At 69.7% G+C, this 24973-nt stretch carries 24 protein-coding genes and 1 tRNA gene; 14 read left to right on the forward strand and 11 right to left on the reverse strand.

The window, feature by feature from the left end:
- Positions 1–5: 5 nt before the first annotated feature.
- Positions 6–1370: a pentapeptide repeat-containing protein gene (locus tag J2851_RS10380; protein WP_209766194.1), complete on the reverse strand. Its 1365-nt coding sequence runs from the start codon at positions 1368–1370 to the stop codon at positions 6–8.
- Between the two features lie 330 nt (positions 1371–1700).
- Here J2851_RS10380 and ffh point away from each other — a divergent pair, with 330 nt between their 5' ends.
- The 5 genes from ffh (at position 1701) to rplS (ending at position 5464) form a co-directional block, all read left to right on the forward strand.
- On the forward strand, positions 1701–3068 hold the full coding sequence (ffh, locus tag J2851_RS10385; RefSeq protein WP_209766195.1) for a signal recognition particle protein: 1368 nt from the start codon (positions 1701–1703) through the stop codon (positions 3066–3068).
- A gap of 83 nt (positions 3069–3151) precedes the next feature.
- A complete protein-coding gene (gene rpsP, locus J2851_RS10390; RefSeq protein ID WP_209766196.1) occupies positions 3152–3511 on the forward strand; it encodes a 30S ribosomal protein S16 in 360 nt (119 codons plus the stop codon).
- Between the two features lie 108 nt (positions 3512–3619).
- On the forward strand, positions 3620–4231 hold the full coding sequence (gene rimM, locus J2851_RS10395; RefSeq protein WP_246500560.1) for a ribosome maturation factor RimM: 612 nt from the start codon (positions 3620–3622) through the stop codon (positions 4229–4231).
- Positions 4228–5031 (forward strand): tRNA (guanosine(37)-N1)-methyltransferase TrmD, encoded by an 804-nt coding sequence (trmD, locus tag J2851_RS10400; RefSeq protein WP_209766197.1) that lies wholly within the window; start codon positions 4228–4230, stop codon positions 5029–5031. Before rimM ends, trmD begins: the two co-directional genes overlap by 4 nt.
- A 40-nt stretch (positions 5032–5071) precedes the next feature.
- Complete coding sequence (gene rplS / locus J2851_RS10405; protein ID WP_209766198.1) at positions 5072–5464, forward strand: 50S ribosomal protein L19; 393 nt, start codon at positions 5072–5074, stop codon at positions 5462–5464.
- An 88-nt stretch (positions 5465–5552) separates the two neighbouring features.
- Here the strand turns inward: rplS and J2851_RS10410 are convergent, their stop codons facing one another.
- Together J2851_RS10410 and J2851_RS10415 are read right to left on the reverse strand one after the other, a co-directional pair.
- A complete protein-coding gene (locus tag J2851_RS10410; protein WP_209766199.1) occupies positions 5553–6236 on the reverse strand; it encodes an SH3 domain-containing protein in 684 nt (227 codons plus the stop codon).
- A gap of 8 nt (positions 6237–6244) precedes the next feature.
- Entirely contained in the window at positions 6245–7348 is a 1104-nt protein-coding gene (locus tag J2851_RS10415) for a hypothetical protein (RefSeq protein ID WP_246500561.1), read from the reverse strand.
- 324 nt (positions 7349–7672) lie between these two features.
- Between J2851_RS10415 and J2851_RS10420 the strand changes: the two genes are divergently transcribed.
- The gene (locus J2851_RS10420) at positions 7673–8011 is read left to right on the forward strand and encodes a ribbon-helix-helix domain-containing protein (RefSeq protein ID WP_209766200.1); all 339 of its coding nucleotides are present in this window, start codon (positions 7673–7675) and stop codon (positions 8009–8011) included.
- Positions 8012–8020: 9 nt separating this feature from the next.
- Here the strand turns inward: J2851_RS10420 and J2851_RS10425 are convergent, their stop codons facing one another.
- On the reverse strand, positions 8021–8896 hold the full coding sequence (locus tag J2851_RS10425) for a TIGR01459 family HAD-type hydrolase (protein WP_209766201.1): 876 nt from the start codon (positions 8894–8896) through the stop codon (positions 8021–8023).
- Positions 8897–8934: 38 nt separating this feature from the next.
- Complete coding sequence (locus J2851_RS10430; protein WP_209766202.1) at positions 8935–10191, reverse strand: glycosyltransferase family 4 protein; 1257 nt, start codon at positions 10189–10191, stop codon at positions 8935–8937.
- A 43-nt stretch (positions 10192–10234) separates the two neighbouring features.
- Here J2851_RS10430 and J2851_RS10435 point away from each other — a divergent pair, with 43 nt between their 5' ends.
- Both J2851_RS10435 and J2851_RS10440 read left to right on the forward strand, forming a co-directional pair.
- Complete coding sequence (locus J2851_RS10435) at positions 10235–11041, forward strand: alpha/beta hydrolase (RefSeq protein WP_209766203.1); 807 nt, start codon at positions 10235–10237, stop codon at positions 11039–11041.
- Positions 11042–11134: 93 nt separating this feature from the next.
- Positions 11135–11225: transfer RNA gene (locus J2851_RS10440), tRNA-Ser, on the forward strand.
- Between the two features lie 792 nt (positions 11226–12017).
- Here the strand turns inward: J2851_RS10440 and J2851_RS10445 are convergent.
- The 3 genes from J2851_RS10445 to J2851_RS10455 form a co-directional block, all read right to left on the reverse strand.
- Complete coding sequence (locus tag J2851_RS10445; protein WP_209766204.1) at positions 12018–12461, reverse strand: (deoxy)nucleoside triphosphate pyrophosphohydrolase; 444 nt, start codon at positions 12459–12461, stop codon at positions 12018–12020.
- 13 nt (positions 12462–12474) lie between these two features.
- Positions 12475–13713 carry a bifunctional glutamate N-acetyltransferase/amino-acid acetyltransferase ArgJ gene (gene argJ, locus J2851_RS10450; RefSeq protein WP_209766205.1) on the reverse strand — a complete coding sequence of 413 codons (1239 nt, stop codon included), beginning with the start codon at positions 13711–13713 and terminating at the stop codon, positions 12475–12477.
- A 182-nt stretch (positions 13714–13895) separates the two neighbouring features.
- Positions 13896–14852 carry a peptidylprolyl isomerase gene (locus tag J2851_RS10455; protein WP_209766206.1) on the reverse strand — a complete coding sequence of 319 codons (957 nt, stop codon included), beginning with the start codon at positions 14850–14852 and terminating at the stop codon, positions 13896–13898.
- Positions 14853–15195: 343 nt separating this feature from the next.
- On the opposite strand from J2851_RS10455, the gene secA reads away from it, so the two are divergent.
- The 3 genes from secA to J2851_RS10470 all read left to right on the forward strand — a co-directional run bounded on the left by secA (position 15196) and on the right by J2851_RS10470 (position 20417).
- The gene (secA, locus tag J2851_RS10460) at positions 15196–17931 is read left to right on the forward strand and encodes a preprotein translocase subunit SecA (RefSeq protein ID WP_209766207.1); all 2736 of its coding nucleotides are present in this window, start codon (positions 15196–15198) and stop codon (positions 17929–17931) included.
- Between the two features lie 511 nt (positions 17932–18442).
- Complete coding sequence (locus J2851_RS10465; protein ID WP_246500562.1) at positions 18443–19984, forward strand: DEAD/DEAH box helicase; 1542 nt, start codon at positions 18443–18445, stop codon at positions 19982–19984.
- Between the two features lie 184 nt (positions 19985–20168).
- On the forward strand, positions 20169–20417 hold the full coding sequence (locus J2851_RS10470) for a hypothetical protein (protein WP_246500563.1): 249 nt from the start codon (positions 20169–20171) through the stop codon (positions 20415–20417).
- A 7-nt stretch (positions 20418–20424) separates the two neighbouring features.
- On the opposite strand, the gene J2851_RS10475 is transcribed toward J2851_RS10470, so the two are convergent.
- Positions 20425–21420 carry a CobD/CbiB family cobalamin biosynthesis protein gene (locus J2851_RS10475; protein ID WP_209766209.1) on the reverse strand — a complete coding sequence of 332 codons (996 nt, stop codon included), beginning with the start codon at positions 21418–21420 and terminating at the stop codon, positions 20425–20427.
- Between the two features lie 22 nt (positions 21421–21442).
- Complete coding sequence (locus J2851_RS10480; RefSeq protein ID WP_209766210.1) at positions 21443–22006, reverse strand: ankyrin repeat domain-containing protein; 564 nt, start codon at positions 22004–22006, stop codon at positions 21443–21445.
- A 167-nt stretch (positions 22007–22173) separates the two neighbouring features.
- Here J2851_RS10480 and J2851_RS10485 point away from each other — a divergent pair, with 167 nt between their 5' ends.
- From J2851_RS10485 to J2851_RS10495, 3 genes are all read left to right on the forward strand, one after another.
- Positions 22174–22326, forward strand: a complete 153-nt coding sequence (locus J2851_RS10485; protein ID WP_209766211.1) for a hypothetical protein — start codon at positions 22174–22176, stop codon at positions 22324–22326.
- 60 nt (positions 22327–22386) lie between these two features.
- Entirely contained in the window at positions 22387–22989 is a 603-nt protein-coding gene (locus J2851_RS10490) for a general stress protein (RefSeq protein WP_209766212.1), read from the forward strand.
- A gap of 181 nt (positions 22990–23170) precedes the next feature.
- On the forward strand, positions 23171–23941 hold the full coding sequence (locus tag J2851_RS10495) for a sulfite exporter TauE/SafE family protein (protein ID WP_209766213.1): 771 nt from the start codon (positions 23171–23173) through the stop codon (positions 23939–23941).
- Positions 23942–24024: 83 nt separating this feature from the next.
- Here J2851_RS10495 and J2851_RS10500 read toward each other — a convergent pair whose 3' ends face one another.
- Positions 24025–24915 (reverse strand): methyltransferase domain-containing protein, encoded by an 891-nt coding sequence (locus J2851_RS10500; RefSeq protein ID WP_209766214.1) that lies wholly within the window; start codon positions 24913–24915, stop codon positions 24025–24027.
- Positions 24916–24973 lie beyond the last annotated feature (58 nt).

A 24973-nucleotide genomic window follows, 5' to 3' on the forward strand; every position in this document is an offset into this window, starting at 1 on the left:
CGCGGTCAGGTCAGGTTCAGCTCCTCGATGCCGATGGCGTCGGCCAGGGTGGCGCCGTCCAGCACCGTCCCGTCCAGCGTGGCGCCCGTCAGGTCGGTGCCGGTCAGGTCGGCCTCGCTGAGGTTGGCTCCGCGCAGGTCGGCGCCGGCCAGCGTCGCGCCCGCCAGGTTTACCTTGCGCAGGTCGGCGTTCTTCAGGATGGCCATGCCCATGCGGGCGCGCTGGAGGTTGGCGCGCCAGACATGGCCGCTGGTGGTCTGGATGTGCACGGGGCCGAGCTGGGCATCGGTCAGGTTGGCGCCGGTCAGGGTCGCGCGCTCGAAATTCACGCCGCGCAGGTCCGCCTTGGTGAAGTCGGCCTTGCGCAGGTCCGACAGCGACAGGTCGGCGATCGCCAGCGACGCCCCGGCCAGCGAGGCGCCGCGCAGCGCGATGCACTGGAGGATGGCCGCCGACAGGTTGACGGGGCCGAGCTTGCGCCCCGACAGGTCGAGCGACGACAGGTCGGCGCGCTTGCCGTCCTTGCCGCCGCTGTCGATCCAGGCCATGTGCAGCACCAGGATCTCCCGCAGGTCGTCGTCCGGGTTCTCCAGCGTCTTGGCCCGCACGGCCGCCGACAGGTTGGGGGAGCGCAGCTGGGCGGCATCCAGGATGGCGCCGATCAGGTTGGTGTTGGTGAAGTTGGCGCGCCCGATGGCGCAGCCGGTCAACACGGCGCCGGACAGCTTGGCGCCCGACAGGTTGGCCTCCGTCAGGTCGGCGTCGGTCAGGTCGCAGCCGGTCAGGTTGGAGCCGGTCAGGTTCGCGCGCATGAACTTGGTGCCGCGCAGCACCGCGTCGGTCAGGTCGGTCTGCATGACGAAGGCGTTGGCCACCTTCGCGCGCGACAGGTCGGCGCCGCGGATCACCGCGGCCGTCAGTTCCGACGTCAGCACCGAGTCCTCGAAGGCGTGCTCCGTCAGCTCCCCGGACGGGGTGTAGTGCAGCAGCGTGCCGTCGCGCAGATCCACCTCCACCAGCGTCGCTTCGGACAGGATCGCGCCGCGCAGGCAGGCGCCGCGCAGGTCGGCGCGGCGCAGGTCGGCCTTCTCCAGGTTCGCCAGCCGCAGGTCGGCGGCGTAGAGGTTGGCGTTGACCAAGTTCGCCCCGGTCAGCCGCGCGCTGAACAGCTTGGCGCCCGACAGGTCGGCGTCCGACAGGTCGATGTTCGACAGGTCCAGGTGCGACAGGTCGCGCATCTTCAGGTTCGCGCGCACGCCGCCCGCCTGGCTTTTGCGGAAAGCCAGATGCCGGTGCAGGATGGCGTTCAGCTGGTTCTGCGTCAGCTTCGTGCGTGGCGTGTTCGATCCGTAGCCTGGCGCGGACGACATCCCGGGGACCCTGGTTCAGTGGAACGCCCCATTTTGATCACAACCAGCGAAAAAAGGGTTAACAATAAGTAAGAATTTCGTCAAATCCTGCCGTAATATGCCACAATTCCGGATCATAGGCCTCTCCGCACAGCCACGATCCACAGCCGCGATCGGGACGGTGTTGACTCGCGGTGTCGCGATGCGTATGGTCCGCCGACCTGCCTCCGTCGAGCCGATCGACCGGGTACCGCCGGCCATGCGCCGGGGACCTCCGCCAGTCCGCGAGTGTCGCGCACTGGCGCTTTTGCGCTTGCGCGGATGCGGACCGAAACTGAGGACCGCTGACCCATGTTCGAAGGCCTGACCGGACGCCTGGGCGACATCTTCGACAAGCTGCGCCGCCGCGGCGCGCTGAGCGAGGAGGACGTCAACGCCGCGCTGCGCGAGGTGCGCGTCGCGCTGCTCGAGGCCGACGTGGCGCTGCCCGTGGTCAAGCAGTTCGTCAGCCAGGTCAAGGAACGCGCCGTCGGGCAGGAGGTTCTGCGCTCCATCACCCCCGGCCAGCAGGTCATCAAGATCGTCCACGACAACCTCGTGGAGATGCTGGGCCAGGGCGAGGACATCAACCTCAACGCCGCCGCCCCCGTGCCGATCCTGATGGTCGGCCTGCAGGGCTCGGGCAAGACCACCAGCACCGCCAAGATCGCGCTGCGCCTGAAGAACCGGGACCGCAAGAAGGTCCTGATGGCCTCGCTCGACGTGCGCCGCCCGGCCGCACAGGAGCAGCTGAAGGTTCTGGGCGAGCAGACCGGCGTCGCCACCCTGCCCATCGTCCTCGGCCAGGACCCCGTGACCATCGCCAGGCGCGCCCTGGAGACGGGCCGCCTGGAAGGCTACGACGTGGTCATGCTGGACACCGCCGGCCGCCTCGCCATCGACGAGGAGCTGATGGCGGAGGTCGCGGCCGTGCGCGACGCGACCAAGCCGGCGGAAACGCTGCTGGTCGCCGACGCGATGACCGGCCAGGACGCGGTGACGGTCGCCACCAACTTCAACGACAAGGTCGGCATCACCGGCATCATGCTGACCCGCGTGGACGGCGACGCCCGCGGCGGTGCGGCCCTGTCGATGCGCCAGATCACCGGCAAGCCGATCAAGCTGCTCGGCATGGGCGAGAAGATCGACGCGCTGGAGGCCTTCCACCCCGACCGCATCGCCGGCCGCATCCTCGGCATGGGCGACGTGGTGTCGCTGGTCGAGAAGGCCGTCGAGACGATCGACAAGGAAGAGGCCGAGAAGCTCGCCCGCAAGATGGAGAAGGGCCAGGGCTTCGACCTCGACGACATGGCCTCCCAGCTGAAGCAGCTGCGCAAGATGGGCGGCATGTCCGGCCTGTTGGGCATGCTGCCGGGCATCGGCAAGATCAAGAACCAGCTGAAGGACGCCAACATCGACGACGGGATGATCAAGCGCCAGGAGGCGATCATCTCCTCGATGACGAAGAAAGAGCGCAAGCACCCCGACATCATCAAGGCGTCGCGCCGCAAGCGCATCGCCGCCGGCTCCGGCACCAGCGTGCAGGAGGTCAACAAGCTGCTGAAGCAGTACGAGACCATGCGCGGGATGATGAAGCAGGTTCAGAAGCTCGGGCAGAAAGGCCTGATGCGCCACGGGCTGCAAAGCCTTCTGCCGAAGAATTTCCGGGGGCCCCAGTAACGTTTGTTGCAATCGGCCTTCGGTTCTTTCCCCGCGCGACGCGCGATCATCTCTAACGACCAACCAGGAAAGCGTTCAGACCCATGTCCCTGAAGATCCGTCTCGCCCGCGGTGGCGCCAAGAAGCGTCCGTTCTACTCGATCGTCGTCGCCGATTCGCGCAGCCCGCGCGACGGCCGCTTCATCGAGAAGATCGGCACCTACAACCCGATGCTGCCGCGCGAGCATGAGCAGCGCATCGTGCTGGACGCCGAGCGCGCCAAGCATTGGCTGTCGGTCGGCGGCCAGCCGACGGACCGCGTCGCCCTGTTCCTGGCGAACGCCGGCCTGATGGCCAAGCCGGAGGTCCGCGAGACCCCGAAGAAGTCCGCCCCGAAGGCGAAGGCGCAGGAGCGCCTGAAGGCCGAAGCCGCCGCCAAGGCCGCCGCCGAAGCCGAGGGCTGATCGACCAATTCGTAGGTTGGGTGGAGCCGCAGGCGAAACCCAACGTGTCCACGACGCTGGGCGCGTTGGGTTCCGCTGACGCTCCACCCAACCTACGGAATTCCCGCCATGCCCATGTCCGCCAAAGTGTCCACCAAAGTCTGTGTCGGCCAGTTCGCGGGGGCGCACGGCGTCCGCGGCCTCGTGAAGGTGAAAAGCTTCACCGGGGATCCGGAAGCCGTGGCGTCCTACGGGCCCCTGTCCGACGAGCGGGGCGGGCGGTCGTTCCGCCTGACGCTCCAGGGCACCATGAAGGACCTGTTCCTGGCGCGCGTCGACGGCATCGCGACGCGTGAGCAGGCGCAGGACCTGACCGGTGTGCGGCTGTACGTGGACCGGTCCGCCCTGCCGGAGACGGAGGACGAGGACGAGTTCTACCACGCGGACCTGATCGGCCTGCGCGCGGAACTCGCCGACGGCACCGTCTATGGCCGGGTGAAGGCGCTGTTCGACTTCGGGGCCGGCGACGTGCTGGAAATCCGCACGGAACCGGGCCCGCTGGAACTGCTGCCCTTCACCAAGGCCTGCGTGCCGGTGGTCGACGTGAAGGGAGGCCGCATCGTGGTCGACCTTCCCGCCGTCATCGAAGCGCGGGAGGGGGAGGCGATGAAGGGGGAAAAGGACGGAGCGGACGCGCAAGACGGTGCGGATGACGCTGAAGACGGGGAGACCGGGCCGTGAATCACGGCGCCGCCGGTCCTCTTGCCTGGACTGTCAAGGTCCTGACGCTGTTCCCGGAGATGTTTCCGGGCCCGCTTGGTCACAGCCTCGCGGGAAAGGCGCTGGAAAATGGAGTTTGGGCGCTGGAATCAGTGGACATTCGCTCGTTCGCGCGCGATAAACACCGCTCCGTCGATGACACCCCCTTCGGCGGTGGGGCCGGCATGGTCATGCGGCCCGACGTGCTGGACGCGGCTTTGACCGCGACGGCGGGTCCTCCCGGGACCCCTGGACGCGGGCGGGCGATCTACCTGTCGCCCCGCGGACGGGTGCTGTCCCAGGAACTGGTGAAGGAGTTGGCGGCCACCCCGGTGGTCACGCTGCTCTGCGGCCGGTACGAGGGGGTGGACGAGCGGGTGCTGGACGCGCACGGCCTTGAGGAGGTCAGCCTCGGGGATTTCGTGCTGTCCGGCGGCGAGCCTGCCGCCCTGTGCCTGATCGACGCCGTGGTGCGCTTGCTCCCCGGCGTCATGGGCAACGTGGAGACGGCGGGCGAGGAAAGTTTCGAACGGGGGTTGCTCGAATACCCCCACTACACCCGGCCGGCGGTCTGGACCGACGGACAGGGTGTGGAACGGTCGGTTCCGGACATCCTGTTGTCCGGCCACCACGAGAAGGTTCGCGCCTGGCGGCTCGCCGAGGCGGAGCGGATCACGCAGGCCCGGCGTCCGGACCTGTGGGACCGTTACGCGGCGGGCAAGACGGCCGAGGGTCAAGTTGTTGGGAAACGGGGTCGCCGGCGCGGCCCGAAACCGGAGTGACGGTCCGCCGCGAGGCGCACCGATGGAAAGGGGTAGTGTCATGAACCTGTTGCAGCAGCTCGAGCAGGAGCAGATCGAGAAGGCCCTCGGCGGCAAGACCATTCCGGAGTTCTCGCCGGGCGATACCGTCCGCGTGAACGTGAAGGTGGTCGAAGGCACGCGCGAGCGCGTGCAGGCCTACGAGGGCGTCGTGATCGCCCGCAAGAACGCCGGCCTGAACTCGTCCTTCACCGTCCGCAAGATCAGCTACGGCGAAGGTGTGGAGCGCGTGTTCCCGCTCTACTCCCCGCGCCTCGACTCGATCGAGCTGGTCCGCAAGGGCGCCGTCCGTCGTGCCAAGCTGTACTACCTGCGCGATCGTCGCGGCAAGTCGGCCCGCATCGCCGAGCGCACGACCGGCCGTGGCATGAACGAGAAGGCCGCCGCGGAGTAATCCGCCCCCTTCCGTCGCCGAGCCTACCAGCGCCCGCCCGGAGTGATCCGGGCGGGCGTTCGGCGTTGGCGGCCCGCCAAGGCGGCTCTCAGCGCGTCTTCGCCGCCGCCAGCAGCGCCGCCCCGACGTAGCCCAGCACCCGTCCGCGCCGGCTCACCTCGACCCAGGCGCCGTGCACGCCGGTTACGGTGACCGTCTCGCCGTCCTCCAGCACGTCCTTGACCTTGGCATCGCAGAAGGGGGCGACGCGCAGGTTCGCATCGGCCCGGACGCGGGCGATGGCACCGACGCTGAGGGCAGGGGCCCGCCGCGTCTCCGGCAGGTCGTCGGGCAGGGCGCAGCCCCGATCCTCCCGCGAGGCCTTGGCGTAGCCCTTGAAGGAGGCGCTGGCGGATGGCTTGGCCGGCGCCGCCTGGGCAACGCGCTCCGGCTTGCGCCCAGGCAGCGGAGCGGCCGGGGTCGGCTCCGGCCTCCCGACCTCCGGTGCGGACGCAACCGGGGCGGCCGGGGATTCGCCGGGCGCTGAAAACGACTCCAGCAGAGGCGCCAGCGGCGATGAGACCACCGGCAGGGGACGCAGGGCTTGGTGCGGCTGAGGCGCATCCTTTCCCGGAGCCGCGCGGGGCGTCAGGGCCGGCAGCACCGCGGTCGGGGGTGGGCGCGGCGTGAACCGGTCGGGGGTGGCGGGACTCTCGGCTTGTGCCGCCGTCGCGGCCAGAACCAACCCGGCGAACAAGGCCGGAACGGGCAGGGGGATGGGGCGGAACCGCATCCGCGCCCTCAATCCACGGTGACGCGCGCGATCAGCGTCGGCAGCGTCTGGCAGCGGAACAGCCCGTCCATGGTCCTGTGCTCGGTCAGGCGCAGCGTCAGCGCACAGCCGTAGCCGTTCACCGCCAACTCCGTCTGGGCGAGCGCGCCGACGGCGGCGGACGGCTTGGCGATGCTGTAGCCGGGCGCGCCCAGGCGCCCGGCCAGCGCGCCGGTGACCGGGTTGAAGGACTCGACCTCCAGCGTCAGCGGGCCGAGGTTGTTGAGCACGGTCTCCGAGTTGCCGTCCTCCTTCGTCGCATAGAGCTGGATGGGCAGAGCCTTGCGTCGGGCGATCCAGTCCTTGAGCGCCAGGTTGGCCAGCACCGGGTCGCGGCTTTGCAGCGCCGCCTCCACCGCCATCTGGCGGAGCGCCGGGTCGTTGCCGCCGAGCGCCGCCTCATAGGCGGCGATCCGCGCCGGGCGGTCGGCACCCAAAAGCTTGGCCCGCAGGTCCGCCACCTGGGCGGCGCGCGCCTCCACCTGCCTCCGCGCCGCCTCCAGCCGATCGGACTCGGCCTTGGCGGTCGCCGCCTGCTCGGCCAGCAACTCCTCCTCCCGCCGCCGACGGGCCTGCTCCTCGGCAACGCGCTGCCGGGCGTCGCGGTCAAGCTGCTCGCGCGCCGCCCTGGCGTTGTCCGACCCGCTGAGCACGGTCAGGCCGGGCAGCTCGTCGGCCGGCTTGCCCACGCCCTCCATCACCTCCGGGTTCTGCAGCTCGATCCGTGCGGTCCAGCCGTTGGCGCCGCGGGTTGCCACGGCGGTGGCGGTCAGCGTCTTTTCCAGGTTGGGGGCGGTCGCCGGCCGGATGAAGGTGAAGGGCCCCTCCCGGCCGTCGATCAGGTAGGTCGGCTTGGCCAGCTTGAGCTTGGCCCCGATTCGCGCCGCGGCGCGCGAATCACCGTCCTTCGCGACGGGTTTCCCTTCCGGCGTCGGGACCGGCATGGGGTCCACCGTGACCTCCTCCACGGTCCAGGGCGGCGGGACGAGGCGGGCGACTTCGGCGCGGATCTGGTCGGCCGGGAAGTCGGCAGCCAACGCCGAAGCGGGCGGAAGCCCTGCCGCCAGAGCCATCGCGAATCGCCAACCCGCCGGCCGCCGCACCATCGCTCGTTCTCCACCGAAAGCAACCACAAGGGGTTGTGTCCGCCACCCGCGGCACTGGTACAGCGAATGCCCATGGGAGGGAAGCGGGAACTGGTCCTTTCCGGCCGCCCCTTCTCGGCCGCGCGCGGCAACAGGGGAAGCTGGCGGGGGGCGTCACACGGCTTCGTTGCGGGACTGCGCGACCCCCGGTCGAATTAGGCTTTGTGCGCACACGCCCCTTGCAATATGTTCATACAAATGGATGTATGTTCGCCGCACAGGCGAACGTTTTTCTGCAACGGCAGAGGGTCGATGGGTGTCATGACAGGCGGACACAGGAGCAAGGAAGGGCCGATCCTGGTCTGCCGCAACGTCAAGGTCAGCGGCCGTCGCACGAGCCTGCGCATGGAGCCCTACATCTGGGACTCCCTGAAGGAAATCTGCGAGCGCGAGGGGCTGACCCTCAACCAGATCTGCACGGAGGTGGACCGCCGCCGCGGCGAGGCCAACCTGACCGCGTCGATCCGCGTGTTCATCGTCAGCTATTACCGCAACGCCATCGGCGGCCGCGGCTTCGCGGAGGACGACGGGCCGTCCCGCATCCTCCGCAAGGCGATGGACGACGCCATCCCTCCCTTCGACGAGGAATGACGCCGGACATCACCAGCGCAGGCTGGGAACCGCGTAGGTCGGCGTGTGGCCGGCGGTTTCCGCCGCCGCGGCCAGCCTGACCGGGTCGACGGATTCGCCCCAGGCGCCGCCCAGCTCCTCCTGGTGGATGCCGAAGGTGACCAGCGCCACGTCGATGCCCGCCGCGTTGGCACCGGCGACGTCGGTGCGCAAGCTGTCGCCCACCGCCAGGATGCGCCGCTTGTCGCTGATGCCCATCAGCGACAGGCAGCGGTCGTAGACCGGCGCGTGCGGCTTGCCGTGCCAGCACACGTCGCCGCCCATCTCCTCGTAACGCTGGGCCAGCGTGCCGGCGCACAGCACCATCTGCGGCCCCACCATCACGATCAGGTCCGGGTTGGCGCAGACCATGGGCAGGCCGCGGCGCCGGCAGGCCTCCATGTCCGGCTCGTACAGGGACAGCGGGTCGCCGAATTCCACGATGCCGGTGTTCAGTACGAAGTCGGCCTCCTCCGGCGTCGGCACGACGGTGTAGTCGAGGCCGAGGTACACGTCCATGTCCCGCTCCGGCCCGATGTGGAACAGGCGCCGGCCGAGTCGCGCGTGCCACGGGTCGTCGCGGTCGCGCAGCGCCTCGTAGGTCGCCTCGCCGGAGGTCATGACGTGGTGGTAGCGCTCGCGCCCGATCCCCATGCCCTCCAGCTTGCGGATCACGCCGCTGGTGCGGCGCGGCGCGTTGGACAGCAGGCAGATGGTCTTGCCCGCGGCGCGCAGCCGGTCCAGGCACTCCGGCGCGCCGGCATAGGGCTGCTCCCCGTCGTGGATGACGCCCCACAGGTCGAGGATAACCCCGTCGTAGCGGTCGATGACGGAGGCGAGGCCGGGGATCTGCGCGATGTCGGTCATGATGTCCGGGTGGGTGGCGAAGGAATGGCGGGTGGGCTTCAGCGCGCGGGGGACCGCGCCGCGGATTCGGCCAGCAGCTCGGCGTAGACGGCCAGCGTGTCGGCGCACATCCGCTGCTTGGTGTAGCGGTCGGCGACGAAGGCGCGGGCGCGGGCGCCGATGGCGGCGCTCTGCTCCGGGGTCAGGGACAGCGCCTCGTCCAGCGCCTTGGCCAGCGCGTCGGCGTCGGCCGGCGGCACGACCCAGGCGGTCTCACCGGGGATCACGGTTTCCTGGTAGGCGCCGATGGAGGTGACGATCACCGGCTTGCCCATGGCCTGCGCCTCGACGATCACGCGGCCGAAGGCCTCCGGCTCCTGCGAGGCGGAGACGACCACGGCCGACAGGTGGTAGGCGGCGGCCATGTCGTTGCAGTGGTCGGTCATCTTGACCAGCCCGTCCAGCCCGGCGCGCTTTACGCGCTCCTCCAGCTCCTGCCGGTAGCCGGTGCGCCCCTGGTCGGAGCCGACGAGCAGCGCGCAGACGTCCTTGCGGCCCAGCTTGGCCAGCGCGTCGATCAGCACGGTCTGGCCCTTCCAGCGGGTCAGCCGGCCCGGCAGCAGGATCACCGTCTTGTCGTCCGGCAGCCGCCACTGCTTGGCCAGCTGGATCATGCGGGCGGAGCTGACCCGCTCCGGCGCGAAGGTCAGGCTGTCGATGCCGCGGTGGATGGTGCGGATGCGGGCGGGGTCGACGTCGTAGTTGTCCAGGATGTGCTGCCGGATGAAGCCGGAGATGGCGATGATCCGCTCCCCCCGCGCCATCACCGAATTGTACCAGCGCTTCAGCCGGCCCTTGAAGTTGTAGGGCGCGTGAAAGGTGGTCATGTAGCGCGCCCCGGTGCGCTGGCAGGCCAGCCAGGCGCTCCAGGCCGGCGCGCGGGACCGCGCGTGGACGATGTCGACGCCCTGCTCCCGGATGATGGCTTCCAGCTTGCGGGCGTTGCGGCGGATGACCAGCGGGTTCTTGGAGGCGAGCGGCAGCGTGATGTGGCGGATGCCCGCCCGGTCCAGCTCGGCGGCCATCGGGCCGCCCTGGGACGCGACCAGCGGAACCGCGCCGGCCTGGGCCAGCGCCAGCGCGACGTCGATGCAGCCGCGCTCCGCCCCGCCGGTGACCAGCGTCGGCAGCACCTGCAGCACCACGGGCGGCCGGCCGGCCCCGTTACCGGCGTTGATCCGGTCGTCGAAGGGCCCCCGGCTCTGGGTCCGGTTGCGCGCGTCGTCGCCGGTGTTAAGGTGGGAATCCAAATCCATATCCGTGCACTTCGTCTTCGTCCTGGCCGAGAGGTGGCAGATCATGACCGGACCCGCAGCCAGCAGCTCCGCCCTGTCGGGCGGCGCGCACCATACCCTACAGCGCGGCGCGGCGACCATAGCCTATCATCACACGCCCGGCACCGACCCGGAGGGGCTGGCCCCCGGCGTCCTGTTCCTGGGCGGCTTCATGTCCGACATGACCGGCACCAAGGCGACCGCGCTGGAGTCCTGGTGCGCGGCGGAGGGGCTGTCCTTCACCCGCTTCGACTACCAGGGCCACGGGGCGTCCAGCGGCCGCTTCGACGAGGGCACCATCGGCACCTGGGCCGACGACGCGCTGGCCGTGCTGGACCGCGTCACGGTGGGGCCGCAGATCCTCGTGGGGTCGTCCATGGGCGGCTGGATGATGCTGCTGACGGCGCTCCGCCGGCCGGAGCGCATCGCCGGCCTAGTCGGCATCGCGCCGGCCCCGGACTTCACCGAGGACCTGATGTGGGACCTCTTCGACGAGCCGACCCGCCGCGAAATCCTGGAGACCGGTCGCTGGCTGCGCCCGTCCGACTATGGTCCCGAACCGCAGCCGATCACCCGCGCGCTGATCGAGGACGGGCGGAACCACCTGCTGCTGCGCGCGCCCATCGCCTTCGACAAGCCGGTGCGGCTGCTGCACGGCGTCCGCGACCCGGACGTTCCCTGGCAGGTCAGCCTGAGGCTGGCCGACGCGCTGACCACCGACGACGTCCGCGTCACGCTGATCAAGGACGGCGACCACCGCCTGTCGCGCCCGCAGGACATCGACCTGCTGTGCCGCACCGTCGGCGATCTGGTGCGGGAGATCGCGGCGTGAGACGGCTTTCCGCGGCGGCGGAAAAAAAATCGCAAAGGCGGTGTTCTGGGGCTTGCGCACCGCCGTCGGGCTGGATATAAACGCGGCCTCTGCGGAGGGGTGGCCGAGTGGTCGAAGGCGCACGCCTGGAAAGTGTGTATACCCCAAAAGGGTATCGAGGGTTCGAATCCCTCTCCCTCCGCCAGTAATTCTTCACAGCCGCATGGGCGGCTGTCTGCCGCTCTTCTTTCCAAGCGGCGGTTGGTGCTTAGGCGTGAGAAATCATCACGCTTAAGCGAGACGGCTTCGAGCCGCTGATCTCCCGAAATCCTATATGGTGCCATGGACCGGCCAGCGCCGCCTTCCACACGGAAGGGGACGATGCGGCGGATTGCTCACCGTAGGACGCTATCGTCTTGCGCTGCATGCGTGAGGCACGGAGCCCTCTGGCCCCAGTGCCGCCCCGGCGGTGCCGGAGCGGGAAGGAGATGGTGTCCGCGGCGGGATTCGAACCCACGGCCCCAGGATTCATACCACTTCGGCTTTCGCCGCCACCGTCCAACGTTTGGTCCGGCGTTCGTGGTCTGGACTGTCCCTTCACCATAGGCCGAGGCCCGTAGGTGCCGCCCATCCAGTCTCTACACCTTCCCCCTGTCGGGGGCTTGGCTCGGGATCGGCAAGGCGCAAGCGCGCCGTAGCGTTCCCCGACTTTGAGCGGATCCGCTGCGCCGTTTCCAAACGCAACGCCCAATTAAAAACCAGGAATCCTGTGCTCTATCCTGCTGAGCTACGCGGACGTAACCTCTCTCCTTATAGACCGGACCGGAGCGGCCCGGCAACTCCGCCCTGCGAGAATCACCGCGCAGCGCGGTTTTGCGACGGTTCGGCCCGGTGAAAGCCCGGCCCAACCGTCTCGGCGCGGCTTATAGCACGCTTTGCGCAGAGGTTCAGCGGCAATTCGTGCTGCGCGGGAACGCAAACGGTCGGGTTTGGCGGTCTACAGCAGGTCGCGCAGCATCGCCACCAGCGGCACGTCGGCGGGCGGCATGGGATAGGTGCCCATGCGGTTCGGGTAGACCCAGGCCAGCGTCTGGCCTTCCTGCGCGATCACGTCGCCTTCCCAGACCCGGCAGACGTAGAGCGGCATCAGGAGGTGGAACGTCTCGTAGCTGTGCGAGGCGAAGGTGAAGGGGGCGAGGCAACTGGCGGCGGTGTCGATGCCCAGCTCCTCCTTCAGCTCGCGCACCAGCGCGGCTTCCGGGGTCTCGCCCTCGTGCACCTTGCCGCCGGGGAACTCCCACAGGCCGGCCAGCGACTTGCCCGGCGGGCGCTGGGCGAGCAGCACCCGCCCGTCGGCGTCGACCAGCGCCACGGCGACCACCAGCAGCGTGGGCAGGGTGCCCGGGGCGGGCGTCGAGGCGGGGTCGTAGCAGGCCGGCATCGGAAGACGCTCCTCAGCTGCGGTAGCTGCCGTTGATGTCGATGTAGCCGTGGGTGAGGTCGCAAGTCCACACGCGGGCCTTGCCGGCGCCCAGGCCGAGGTCGATGTGGACGTCGATCTCCTTGCCCTTCATGTGCGCGGCGACCGGCGCCTCGTCATAGCCCGGCACCTCCATCCCCTCGGCGCAGATCAGCGTGCCGCCGATGGTGATCTTGATCAGGTCGCGGTCGGCGCGCTCGCCGGCCCGGCCGATGGCGGCGACGATGCGGCCCCAGTTGGCGTCCTCGCCGGCGATGGCGGTCTTCACCAGCGGGGAGTTGGCGACGGTCAGGGCGATGCGCTTGGCGGCCGCGTCGTTGTCGGCGCCGACCAGGGTGATGGAGACGAACTTGGTCGCCCCCTCGCCGTCGCGCACGATCTGGAGCGCCAGATCCAGCATCACCTCCTCCAGCGCCTTGCGGAAGTCGGCCAGCTCCGGCGCGTTCGCATCGGCGACCGGGGCGTTGCCGGCCTTGCCGGTGGCGAACAGCAGCAGCGTGTCGCTGGTGGAGGTGTCGCCGTCCACGGTGATGGCGTTGAAGCTGCGCTCCGTGAACTCCGACAGCATGGACTGCAGCGCCGGGGCGGCGATCGCCGCGTCGGTGAAGAGGAAACCCAGCATGGTCGCCATGTCCGGCGCGATCATGCCCGATCCCTTGGCGAAGCCGCTGATCGTCACGGTCTTGCCGCCGACCGTCACCGTGCGGGTCGAGCCCTTGGCGAAGGTGTCGGTGGTCATGATGGCCCGCGCGCCGGCCTCCAGCGCCGCCGAATCGCCCTTCAGCCCGGCGACCATGCCCGGCAGGACCTTGGCGATGGCGTCGGGGGCCAGCGGGATGCCGATCACGCCGGTGGAGGCGACGTAGACCTCATCCGTGCCGCAGCCCGCAATCTCCGCCGCGGCCTGGACGGTCGCCTGCACGGTCGCGTCGCCGGCCTTGCCGGTGAAGGCGTTGGCGTTGCCGGCGTTGACCACCACGGCGCGGGCCGAGCCCTTCGGCAGGCTGTCGCGGCACCAGATCACCGGGGCGGAGCAGGTGAGGGACTTCGTCAGCACGCCGGCGACCGTCGTGCCCTCGTCCAGTACGGCCAGCATCAGGTCGTCGCGGCCCTTGTATCGGATGCCGCTGTTCGCCGTGGCGATGCGCACGCCCGCCACAGGGGGGAGCGTCGGGAAACCGGCGGGTGCCAGGGGAGAGACGGTCGTGGCCATGGGGCGGGCTCGTGGTCTTGGCGGGGGAGGTGGGGCGGGGGAGGTGGGGTGGTGGGGTTGGGAAGGCGTTGCCCCCACCCTAACCCTCCCCCGCTGGGCGGGGGAGGGGATCTGTCCCTCCCCTGCGCAGCGGGGGAGGGAGGGACCCGCGAAGCGGGAGGGTGGGGGCCTGTGCCCGATCCTTACTTCTTCTTCGGCTCTTCGGCCTTGGGCGCGTCGGCCTTCGGCTCTTCCTTCGGCATGGGGGAGCCGTCGAGCTGGTAGGTCTCGACCTTCGCGTCCTTGCGCAGGTCGTCGACGACCGTGGTGACGATCTCCTTGCTCAGCTGCTGCTCCAGCTGCGGCTTCACCTCGTCGAGCGCCGGCTGCGGCTGGGTGCGCTTGTCCTCGACCTTGATGACGTGCCAGCCGAACTGGGTCTTCACCGGCTCCTTGCTGATCTCGCCCTTCTTCATGGCGAAGGCGGCGTCGGCGAAGGGCTCGACCATCGTTTCCTTGGTGAAGTAGCCGAGGTCGCCGCCCTGCTGGGCCGCCACCGGGTCCTTCGACTTCTCCTTGGCGATCTTGGCGAAGTCGCCGCCCTTGTTCAGCTCGGCGATGATGGCCTTGGCCTCATCCTCCTTCTCGACCAGGATGTGGCTGGCCTTCACCTCTTCCTGCGCCGGGTTCTGCTTCAGGTAGTCCTTGTAGGCCTCCTCAAGCTTGGCCGGGGTGATGCGGGCCTGCACTTCCTTCTGGATGTAGGCGCGCTGCACCGCGCGCTCCTCGGCGCGCTTGATCTCGTCCTTGACCTCCGGAGATCCTGCGAGGTTGGCCTTGTAGCCGGCCGAGGCCACCAGCTTGGAGTTCACGAGCTGCTCGACCACCGCCGGGAAGATCATTTCCAGCGGCATCTGCTGCACCTGCGGCGGCAGCTGGCTGACCATGCGCTGCACGTCGGAGCGGTGGATCTCCTCGCCGTTGACGCGCGCGACGACCGGATCGGCCGGCGTCGCCTGGGCCGGAGTGGACTGGGCAGCGGCGGCAGGGGTGCTCGCGGCCGGGGCGGGGTTCTGGGCGTTGGCCGCGACAGGCGCGGCCAGGGCCAGGCCGCAGGCGGCCATGGACAGAAGGGCGGCGCGGAACACTCGATTCACCATGGGGTCTTCTTCCTTCCGGCGGCGAAGCCTTGTTGGGGTGCCCGGTTTCAGGCCATTTTCGTCTCAGGCGTTCGTCTCGCGCCCGAATCCGCGGGGATTAAGCATGGGTTCGGCGCGCGGGGCAAGCGGTCCTGATGCCCTATGTCGTCTCCGGTATGGGGCCCGGGATGGGCGACAAAGGGGCGGAACGGTGGAAGAACCGTGGCAGGGCACCCGCCGTTGCGCGCCCAGCGTTTCCCGCGGCCGTTCAAAGGGGCGGGTCTCGTTGACAGAAACCCGCCACAGGCCTATGTGAGACCGGTTGAAAAGCCGGCTTCACGACGTTCCACCCTTCGAGGTTTTCATGTTCGGTGCTCTCGCCCGCAAGATTTTCGGCACCGCCAACACGCGCACGGTCAAGGCGTTGCAAAAGACCGTCCAGCAGGTCAACGCGCTGGAGACCGAGGTCCAGAAGCTCTCCGACGACGAACTGCGCGCCCGCACCGACTGGCTGCGCGGCCGCCTGGCGAAGGGCGAGACGCTCGACGATATCCTGCCCGACGCCTTCGCCACCGTGCGCGAGGCCGGCAAGCGCGTTTTGGGCCAGCGGCACTTCGACGTGCAGCTGATGGGCGGCATGGTGCTGCACCAGGGCAAGATCGCCGAGATGCGCACGGGCGAAGGCAAGACGCTGGTGGCGACGCTGGCCGTCTATCTCAACGCGCTGGAAGGCAAGGGCGTCCACGTCGTGACCGTGAACGACTACCTCGCCTCGCGCGACAGCGGCTGGATGGGCCGCATCTACCGTTTCCTGGGCCTGTCCACCGGCTGCATCGTCCACGGCCTGGACGACGAGGAGCGGCGCGCCGCCTACGCCGCCGACATCACCTACGGCACGAACAACGAGTTCGGCTTCGACTACCTGCGCGACAACATGAAGTTCCGGCGCGAGGACATGGTCCAGCGCGCCTTCAACTTCGCCATCGTGGACGAGGTCGACTCGATCCTCATCGACGAGGCGCGCACCCCGCTGATCATCTCCGGCCCGTCGACCGACGCGGCGGAGATGTATGTCCAGGTCGACCGTCTGATCCCGATGCTGACGCGGGACGACTATGAGTTGGATGAGAAGAACCGCACCGTCAGCCTGTCCGAGGCCGGGCAGGAACACATCGAGCAGCTGCTGGCCCAGGCCGGGCTGCTGAAGTCGGGCGGTCTCTACGACATCCAGAACGTGGCGCTGGTCCACCACGCCCAGCAGGCGCTGCGCGCTCACACGCTGTTCCAGCGCGACAAGGACTACATCGTCAAGGACGACAAGGTCGTCATCATCGACGAGTTCACCGGCCGCATGATGGAAGGCCGCCGCTATTCGGAAGGCCTGCACCAGGCGCTGGAGGCGAAGGAGAAGGTGACGATCCAGCGCGAGAACCAGACGCTGGCCTCCATCACCTTCCAGAACTACTTCCGCCTCTACCCGAAGCTGGCCGGCATGACCGGCACGGCGATGACCGAGGCGGCGGAGTTCGCGGAGATCTACGGCCTGGAGGTCGTGGACATGCCGACGAACCTGCCGGTCCAGCGCAAGGACCAGGACGACGAGGTCTATCGGAAGGCCTCGGAGAAGTACAACGCCATCATCGACCTGATCGAGGACGCGCGGAAGCGCCAGCAGCCGGTCCTGGTCGGCACGACCTCCATCGAAAAGTCGGAGCTGATCTCCGACCTGCTGAAGAAGCGCGGCATTCCCCACAACGTGCTGAACGCCCGCCACCACGAGCAGGAAGCCTACATCGTCGCCCAGGCCGGCCGGCCGGGTGCGGTGACGGTCGCCACCAACATGGCCGGCCGCGGCACCGACATCCAGCTCGGCGGCAACGTCGAGATGCGCGTGAAGATGGAGCTGGCCGACGTTCCGGAAGGCCCGGAGCGCGAGGCCAAGATCAAGCAGATCGAGGCCGAGGTGGCCGAGGCGCGCGATCTGGTGAAGCAGGCCGGCGGCCTCTACGTCGTCGGCACGGAGCGCCATGAGAGCCGCCGCATCGACAACCAGCTGCGCGGCCGGTCCGGCCGCCAGGGCGATCCGGGCGCCTCGAAGTTCTTCCTGTCGCTGGAAGACGACCTGATGCGCATCTTCGGGTCGGAGCGCATGGACGGCATGCTCCAGCGCCTCGGCCTGAAGGAAGGCGAGGCGATTATCCACCCCTGGATCAACAAGGCGCTGGAAAAGGCCCAGACCAAGGTCGAGGCCCACCACTTCGACGTCCGCAAGAACCTGCTCAAGTTCGACAACGTCATGAACGACCAGCGCAAGGTCGTCTATGAGCAGCGCCGCGAGATCATGGACACGGAGGACATCTCCGAGACCATCACGGAGATGCGCCACCAGGTCATCTCCAACATGGTCAACCGGGCGATCCCGCCGAACTCCTACTCCGAGGCCTGGGACACGGCCGGCCTGCACGAGGAGGTGAACCGCCTGCTCGGCATGGACCTGCCCGTCCAGGACTGGGCCAAGGAGGAGGGCATCGCCGAGCCGGAGATCGAGGAGCGCGTGCGCGAGGCCGCCGACCGCAAATACGCGGAAAAGGCCGAGAGCTACGGCGCCGAGACGATGCGGCACGTCGAGAAGAGCCTGCTGCTCCAGATCCTGGACCAGGAGTGGAAGGACCACCTGCTGCAGCTCGACCACCTGCGCCAGGGCATCAGCCTGCGCGCCTACGCGCAGAAGGATCCGCTGAACGAGTACAAGCGCGAGGCCTTCGAGCTGTTCGAGACCATGCTGGGCGCGCTCCGCGAGCAGATCACCGCCGTGCTGATGCACGTCGAGGTGCGCATGGCCCCGCCGCCGGAGGAGTTGTTCGCCCGCTCCCTGCCGGAGATGCACGAGGGCCGCGACGACCCGGCGCTCGCGCTGGCGGAGGCCGGGTCCGGCTTCCCGCCGGACGACGCGCCGCTGCCTGCCGGCATGGTCCGCCGCGCCGCCGCCGCCGGCGCCGTCGCGGGCGCGGTGGAGGAATGGGCCAACACCCCGCGCAACGCCCCGTGCCCCTGCGGCTCCGGCCAGAAGTACAAGCACTGCCACGGCAAGGTGGGGTAAGGCAGTCCCGGAAGGCCTCGCGCCGGGCCCCCACCCTAGCCCTCCCCCATCTTCGACGGGGGAGGGAACTCCGCCGCGCGTCCCCTAACCCCTCCCCCGCTCTCGGCGGACCCAAAGGGTCCGCCTGCCGCGTCAGCGCAAGCTTCGCTTGCGCGAGAGCGAAGTGGGGGAGGGTTGGGTGGGGGCCCAGCGCCCGCAATCTGGTGACATCCCACCCTCACGCACATCTGCCCTGCCTTTACGTGTGCCGCCGCCCGCGCAGAATTCTCTTGGATTGTGCGGCGCAACGCCCTATGTAGGGCATCCTGATCGCTGGAGGCTCGCGCGTCTCTTGAGCGAGACGCGCTTTGATATCGCGGAACGGCCCCCTCGGGACCCGGTCGACCGCAGCTTCGGACAGACGCCTCTCCCTCTTCCGACCTCCTCCCGGCGAAAACGCCGGCGTTCCACCGCTCACCACTTCGGTGCAGCGGCCGTGCGCCGTCTTGGTCCTGAGGAAAGGTTCCGCTTCTTGTCGTCGAACGAAATGACCGCCGTCGTCGAAACTCCGGTTGCCGACGAAACCCTGGCCGCTGCTCCGGCCACCGAAGTCACCGATATTGAAACCGCCGCTTCCGACAGCGCCTTCGCCGCGCTGGGCCTGCACCCGCTGGTCCTGAAGGCGCTGGAAGCGTACGAATACACCACCCCGACCCCGGTTCAGGCCGCGGCGATCCCGCACGCCCTGGAAGGCCGCGACATCCTTGCCACCGCCGAGACCGGCACCGGCAAGACCGCCGCCTTCATGCTGCCGGCCCTGACCCGCACGGCCGAACTGCCGCGCATGGGCGTCGCCGCCCCGCGCGTGCTGGTTCTGGCCCCGACGCGCGAGCTGGCCAAGCAGGTCACCGACGCGGCCCGCAAGTACGCGAAGTTCATGAAGCGCAACATCGTGGACGTGGTCGGCGGCATGCCGTACCGCGACCAGCTGCGCCTTCTGTCGCGTGCCGTGGACGTGATGGTCGCCACGCCGGGCCGCCTGCTCGACCACGTGTCGCGCAACCGCATCGACCTCAGCACCGTCGAGGTCCTGATCCTCGACGAGGCGGACCGCATGCTGGACATGGGCTTCCTCGACGACGTCGAGACCATCGCCAAGTGCTGCCCGGAAAGCCGCCAGACGCTGCTGTTCACCGCCACGCTGGACCGCCGCATGGCCCAGCTGGCCGGCAAGCTGCTGCGCAACCCGGAGCGCGTTGCGGTGGAGAGCACCACCACCGCGGCGAACGTCGAGCAGCGCCTGCACCACGCCGACGACATGGACCACAAGCGCCGTCTGCTGATGCACTTCGCCGGCCAGGAAGAGGTCGGCAAGGCGATTATCTTCGCCGCGACCAAGCGCGACGCCGACACGCTGGCCGAGGAACTGGCCGCCGCCGGCCATGCCGCCGCCGCCCTGCACGGCGACATGGACCAGTTCAAGCGCAACCGCACGCTCCAGCGCCTGCGCACCGGCCAGGTGCGCCTGCTGGTGGCGACCGACGTGGCCGCGCGCGGCATCGACGTGCGCGACATCACGCACGTCATCAACTTCGACCTGCCGCGTTCGGCGGAGGACTACGTCCACCGCATCGGCCGCACGGGCCGCGCGGGCGCCTCGGGCGTGGCGATCTCCTTTGCCGCCCGTCCCGACCGCGACGCGCTGTTCCGCATCGAGCGCTACACGGGCATCCGCCTCGAAATCCACACCGTGCCGGGGCTGGAGCCGCAGCGTCCGATCCACGCCGGTGGCGGCGGCGGTCGTCCGGCCGGCCGCTCGGGCCGTCCGGGCGGCGGCAACGGCGGTGGTGGCTACAACAAGAAGCCGTGGACCCGCAACGCCAACGGCGGCGAGGGCAAGGCCGGCGGCGGTCACCCGGGCGGCTACCAGGGCCGTCCGCAGGGCCGTCCCGCGAACCGCAACGACCATGTCCGCAACGAGCATGGTCATTCGGAGCGCGGCCGGCCGGACCATGGCCACGCCCGCCGCGACTCCCACGGCGGCAAGCCGGTGGCCCGCGCGACGAAGTGGTAAGCTCGGGTCGGTGAGAATGAGAAAGGCGCGGTCCCCCGGGGCCGCGCCTTTTTTCTTTGGGCCGCGCGCCGTGCCGTTGTGGGGCCCATCCGGTTAACGAGGCAGGGACGGACATCAACCGCGTCCCAGCAATCACAACTGGACCGAGGAATCGTCAATGGCAGATCAAGGCCAGAACAACCGCATGACCGAAGCCATCGACAAGGCGAAGGACACGGCGGCCAAAGACTTGCCCGGCAATCCCGACACCAAGGGCGTGGAAAGCGCGGAGCACATCAAGCGCACCGCGGACAGCATGGCCACGGGCAACGTCCCGCACGGCGGCGACGATCCGCAGCACCTGACCGGCAACACGCGGCAGACCCCAATGCCCAGCGAAACCGGCGGCAAGGGAAACGTTGGCGATACGCCGATGAAGGAGCAGGGGCGCTGAGGCGTCCCTAGACCCCCGCGACGCCCCACAGCAGCAGCGCCACCAGCAGCACCAGGATCAGCGCCGCCACGGCGGTCAGGGCCAGCGCGCGGCCGATGTCGGCGGGGGTGGCGCGGGCGCGGCCGTCGCCGATCCAGGGCTCGGTGATCACCACGCCGCCGTCCCGGTGCGGCCCGGCCAGCGCCAACCCCAACGCGCCAGCCACCGCCGCGGTCGGCCAGCCCATGTTGAAGGACGCGCTCTTGCCCCCGTCGCGGACCATGGTCCGAAGCGCGCCGCCCAAATTGGCCCCCACGAAGGGAGCCGCCAGCGCCAGCAGCAGGGCGGCCAGCCGCGCCGGTATGGCGTTCAGCGCGTCGTCGAGCCGTGCAGCGGTCAGGCCGAAGCGCTCGTGCCGCACGCCGGGATTGCCGAGCGCCGAATCGGCCCCGTCCACGGCCGCCCAGACCAGCAGCCCCGGCGCGCCCAGCAGGGCATAACCGAAGACGGGCGCCACCAGCTTGCGGGCGAAGGCCTTGGCGGCGCCCTCCACCGCGGCGCGGGCGATGCCGTGCTCGTCCAGGCTGAAGGCGTGCCGGCGGGTCAGGGGAAGGATCGCATCCTGCGCGGCGGCGGCACCGCCCTTTTCCAGCGCCCGGCGCACCGCACGCACCCGCATCCAGGAGGCCCGGCCGCGCAGCGTGGCGAGGATCACCACCAACTCCAGCACCCAGCCGCGCCCCACGGCGCCGATCCGGTCCACCAGCAGGCCGGCGGCGAGCGCCATGACCAGCAGGGCCAGGACGACCAGCGCGCCGCGCAGCAGTCGCGCGGTCTTGCCGCGCTCGACGCGGTTCAGCCGCCGGTCGGCCCAGGCGCAGAAGCGGCGCGACAGCGCGGCGGGGTCGGGCAGGACGCGCCCGATCCAGTCGCCCAGGACGGCGTCGATGACCAAGGCCAGCAGCAGCAGGAACAGCGGCCCCGGTCCGTTCAGGGGGTGGGCGCCGAAGGCGGTGGTGACCATGGCGACGCCCGTTCCCCCGGTGTCAGCGCGCGCCGGCTTGGCGCAGCATGTTGATGACGCGGGCGTTGCGGCCGTCCTGCGCCCAGCTCAGCGTCGTGCGGCCGGTGAAGTCGGTGCGGTCGGCCTTGGCCCCGGCCTTCAGCAGGCGGTCCACCAGGTCGGGGCGACCGTTGCGCGCCGCCATCATCAGCGGGGTCATGCCCTCGCGGTTGTCCTGGTCGACCTTGGCGCCCTTCTTCAGCAGCTGGTCGACCGTGGCGACGTCATCGGCGTCCACCGCGTAATGGAGCGGGGCGTTGCCCTGCTTGTCGGCGCGGTTGGGGTTGGCGCCGCCGTCCAGCAGCATCTTGACCACCTCGGCGTTGCTGTTGCCGATGGCGATCTGCAAGGCGGTCTTGCCGGAGATGTCCGTCTGGTTCGGGTTCTCGCCCTTCAGCAGCAGCATGCGCAGCGCGCTGACGTCGTTGGTGGACACGGCCTTCACCAGGCCCGGGCCTTCCAGGATGTTGACCTGCGCCTGCGCGGGGGCCAGCGCGGGCGCGCTCAGGCCCAGGGCCAGCACAGACAGCAACAACAGCCGTTTCATGGCGCTTCCTCTCGCGGAGATGTCGGTCCTGCGGCCGGATACTATCCAGTTCGCCCCACCCTTGACCAGCGACGCGGTGCGCCCGATGGTCGCCGCCCCTTGCATCGCTGGCCTGCCAGCGTAACAAAGCGGGGGCAACAACGCCGGGAAACCAGGGAGGCCGCCTTATGCTCCGCAACCCGCTCGCTCGCCACATCGCGCTGTTCCTGGCGGTGAAATTCGCGCTGATCGCGCTCGGCCTCTGGTGGTTCCTCGGCGGCGGCCTGCCGGAGCCGCGCGGCGCCGTTCCGGCCGCGTCGCCGTCCCGGTCGAGCCCCTGACGGTTGCGGAACTTCCGCCCTCCGCACCGGGTTACACCCGGCAACAGCGGAGGCGAGTCCATGTCCTATGAAAGCGGTGTGACACCCACCCGATCCACGTCCTCAACCGGGACGGTCCGCGAGGCCGTCGGCATCTTCTCCAGCCGCGACGCCTTGCAGAAGGCGATCGACGAGCTGTCCTTGGCCGGCTTCCAGCGGCACGAGCTGAGCGTGCTGGCCAACGACCAGACCATCCGGGACCATCTCGGCCACGTGCCGGACCGGGTGGAGGACGTGGCGCATGACCCCGACGCGCCGCGCCAATCCTACGTCTCGCCGGAGGACACCGGCAGCGCCAAGGGCGTGGCGGTCGGCTTCCCGGCCTATGTCGGCGCCATCCTGGCGACGGGGGCGGTGCTGGCGACCGGCGGCACGGCGCTGGCCGCCGCAGCGGCCGCGGCGGCGGCGGGCGTGGGCGGCGGCGCGCTCGGCTCCGTCATGTCGCAATGGCTGACCGACAAGCGCAACGAGCCGATGCTCCAGCACCTGGACAAGGGCGGCATCCTGCTCTGGGTCAACCTCGCCGACGCCGAGCGCGAGCGGCTCGCCCAAGAGATCATGACCCGCCACGCCGCCCAGCCGGTGGAGGTGCACGAGGTGCGGCAGACGGGGTCTGGGGGGTAAAGACCGTAGGGAGGGGATTTCACCACCAAGACACCAAGACACCAAGAATCCACGACGGGCCGGGTGCGAGGATTCTTGGTGCCTTGGTGTCTTGGTGGTGAACAAATCCGTTGACGCAGGTCATGGCCCGCAGCGGTGCACGCCCCTATGATCCGCCGGAGATTCCCTCCGGAGATCCGCCGTGGACGCCCAATCGGCCCTGTCGCTGCTCGAAACCGGCCTGAACCAATGCGCCGTGGTCGTGGATCGCGACGGCGGGCTGCTGGTGGCGCTGCTGACGGCGGGGCTGGTCGGCGGCACCACCCATTGCGCGGGCATGTGCGGGCCCTTCGTGCTGGCCCAGGTGACCGCGCGGCTGGAGCAGGTGCCGGTCTCGAAGATGAGCGAATTCCACCGCTTGGCGGGGGCGGCGGTGCTGCCCTACCATCTCGGCCGCGGGACGACCTACGCGCTGATCGGCGCGGTGGCGGCGATGGTGGCCGGCCATGTCGGGGCGCTGCCGGGGCTGCGCTGGCTGTCGGTGGCCCTGCTGGCCTTCGCGGCGCTGTTCTTCCTGGGCTATGCCGTCAAGGGCCTGTCGGCCTGGGTGCCGAAGCTGGACGGAACCTTCCAGCGCTGGTGGGGCGACCGGGTGTCGCGGCTGGCGCGGCCGTTGTTCGGCAACCCCACGGGCTGGCGCGGCTACGCGCTGGGGCTGGCGCTGGGCTTCATCCCCTGCGGGCTGCTCTACGGCGCGGTGGCGGTGGCGGCGGCCAGCGGCAACGCGCTGACCGGGGCGCTGGGCATGGCCGCCTTCACGCTGGGCACGGTGCCGAGCCTTCTGGCGGTCGGCCTCGCCGGCCACCTCGCCGGCCGTGCGTGGCGGACGGCGGTGGCGCGGGCCGCCCCGGTGATCATGGCGGTGAACGCCGGGGTGCTCGGCTGGATGGCGTGGCGGCTGATCGCGGCCTGACGCTGTATTCAACCACAGAGACACGGAGACACAGAGGGGCTTTGTCCTCTGTGTCTCCGTGTCTCTGTGGTTTATTCCCCGATTCAGTGGTGGGTTTGCCCCTTCAGCGCGTCGGCGAGCGGGATTTGGCCGCAGCCGGGCTTCAGGGGCTGCTGCTGGCTCTCGTGCGGGGACCAGCCGGCGAGGTACAGCACCTGGAAGGTGGCCTGGATGCGCCCGTCGGGCTCGGCGTACAGCTCGGCGTAGCGGCGGGCGGCGTCGAACAGCAGGGCGCGGGTGGCCGGCACCTTGCGGCGGGCGAGCACGGCGTTGCTCTCCCCCATGCCGCGCAGGTCGCGCATCAGGCGGAAGGCGTCGGCGTAGGTGACGGTGATGACGTCGCTGTCCACCACGGGCAGGGCGAAGCCGGCGCGCTGCATCAGGCCGCCGACGTCGCGGATCTCTGCGAAGGGCGACACGCGCGGGGACACGCCGCCGGACACCTCCATCTCCGCCTCATACAGGCAGCGGCGCAGCTCCAGCAGCGTCTCCCCGCCGAGCATCGCGGCGCAGAAGAACCCGTCGGGCTTCAGCGCCTGCCGGATCTGCACCAGCGCACCCGGCAGGTCGTTGACCCAGTGGAGGCTGAGGTTGCTGACGGCCAGGTCGAAGGTTTCCGGCGCGAAGGGCAGGAACTCCTCGTCGGCGGCAACGGCCAGCGGCCCGGCCTGCCGCGCGAAGCCCGGCGACAGGTCGCAGGAGACCAGCCGCTCGATCCCCTTGCGCCCGCGCAGCATCCGGGCCATGACGCCATCGTGGGCGCCCACGTCCAGCACGGTGGGGAAGGGGCGGACCACGTCCTCCAACCGGTCGGCGAGGCGGTCGGCCACCTCCTCGAACAGGAAGGCGTGCTCGGCGAAGGTGGGGACGGCGCGGTCGCGGCGGCGGCGGACGAGCGCGCGGTCGAAGACGGTCATGCTGTCGGGCGTGGTCATGCCCGCAATATAGCCCAGCGCGGGAGGGCTACAACCATCGGCGAAGCGGCAGGCCTTG

It is taken from the genome of Azospirillum rugosum (assembly GCF_017876155.1).
GTDB lineage: Bacteria > Pseudomonadota > Alphaproteobacteria > Azospirillales > Azospirillaceae > Azospirillum > Azospirillum rugosum.

Excerpts from the sequence above, each read along its gene's own strand:
- J2851_RS10380 (WP_209766194.1), bottom strand. The coding sequence starts at position 1,370 with ATGTCGTCCGCGCCAGGCTACGGATCGAACACGCCACGCACGAAGCTG.
- J2851_RS10420 (WP_209766200.1), top strand. The coding sequence starts at position 7,673 with ATGGGTGTCATGACAGGCGGACACAGGAGCAAGGAAGGGCCGATCCTG.
- J2851_RS10425 (WP_209766201.1), bottom strand. The coding sequence starts at position 8,896 with ATGACCGACATCGCGCAGATCCCCGGCCTCGCCTCCGTCATCGACCGC.
- J2851_RS10490 (WP_209766212.1), top strand. The coding sequence starts at position 22,387 with ATGTCCTATGAAAGCGGTGTGACACCCACCCGATCCACGTCCTCAACC.
- rpsP (WP_209766196.1), top strand. The coding sequence starts at position 3,152 with ATGTCCCTGAAGATCCGTCTCGCCCGCGGTGGCGCCAAGAAGCGTCCG.
- rimM (WP_246500560.1), top strand. The coding sequence starts at position 3,620 with ATGCCCATGTCCGCCAAAGTGTCCACCAAAGTCTGTGTCGGCCAGTTC.
- ffh (WP_209766195.1), top strand. The coding sequence starts at position 1,701 with ATGTTCGAAGGCCTGACCGGACGCCTGGGCGACATCTTCGACAAGCTG.
- J2851_RS10480 (WP_209766210.1), bottom strand. The coding sequence starts at position 22,006 with ATGAAACGGCTGTTGTTGCTGTCTGTGCTGGCCCTGGGCCTGAGCGCG.
- J2851_RS10415 (WP_246500561.1), bottom strand. The coding sequence starts at position 7,348 with ATGGCTCTGGCGGCAGGGCTTCCGCCCGCTTCGGCGTTGGCTGCCGAC.
- J2851_RS10410 (WP_209766199.1), bottom strand. The coding sequence starts at position 6,236 with ATGCGGTTCCGCCCCATCCCCCTGCCCGTTCCGGCCTTGTTCGCCGGG.
- J2851_RS10470 (WP_246500563.1), top strand. The coding sequence starts at position 20,169 with ATGACCGAAGCCATCGACAAGGCGAAGGACACGGCGGCCAAAGACTTG.
- secA (WP_209766207.1), top strand. The coding sequence starts at position 15,196 with ATGTTCGGTGCTCTCGCCCGCAAGATTTTCGGCACCGCCAACACGCGC.
- rplS (WP_209766198.1), top strand. The coding sequence starts at position 5,072 with ATGAACCTGTTGCAGCAGCTCGAGCAGGAGCAGATCGAGAAGGCCCTC.
- J2851_RS10500 (WP_209766214.1), bottom strand. The coding sequence starts at position 24,915 with ATGACCACGCCCGACAGCATGACCGTCTTCGACCGCGCGCTCGTCCGC.
- J2851_RS10485 (WP_209766211.1), top strand. The coding sequence starts at position 22,174 with ATGCTCCGCAACCCGCTCGCTCGCCACATCGCGCTGTTCCTGGCGGTG.
- argJ (WP_209766205.1), bottom strand. The coding sequence starts at position 13,713 with ATGGCCACGACCGTCTCTCCCCTGGCACCCGCCGGTTTCCCGACGCTC.
- J2851_RS10445 (WP_209766204.1), bottom strand. The coding sequence starts at position 12,461 with ATGCCGGCCTGCTACGACCCCGCCTCGACGCCCGCCCCGGGCACCCTG.
- J2851_RS10475 (WP_209766209.1), bottom strand. The coding sequence starts at position 21,420 with ATGGTCACCACCGCCTTCGGCGCCCACCCCCTGAACGGACCGGGGCCG.
- J2851_RS10455 (WP_209766206.1), bottom strand. The coding sequence starts at position 14,852 with ATGGTGAATCGAGTGTTCCGCGCCGCCCTTCTGTCCATGGCCGCCTGC.
- J2851_RS10435 (WP_209766203.1), top strand. The coding sequence starts at position 10,235 with ATGACCGGACCCGCAGCCAGCAGCTCCGCCCTGTCGGGCGGCGCGCAC.
- J2851_RS10430 (WP_209766202.1), bottom strand. The coding sequence starts at position 10,191 with ATGGATTTGGATTCCCACCTTAACACCGGCGACGACGCGCGCAACCGG.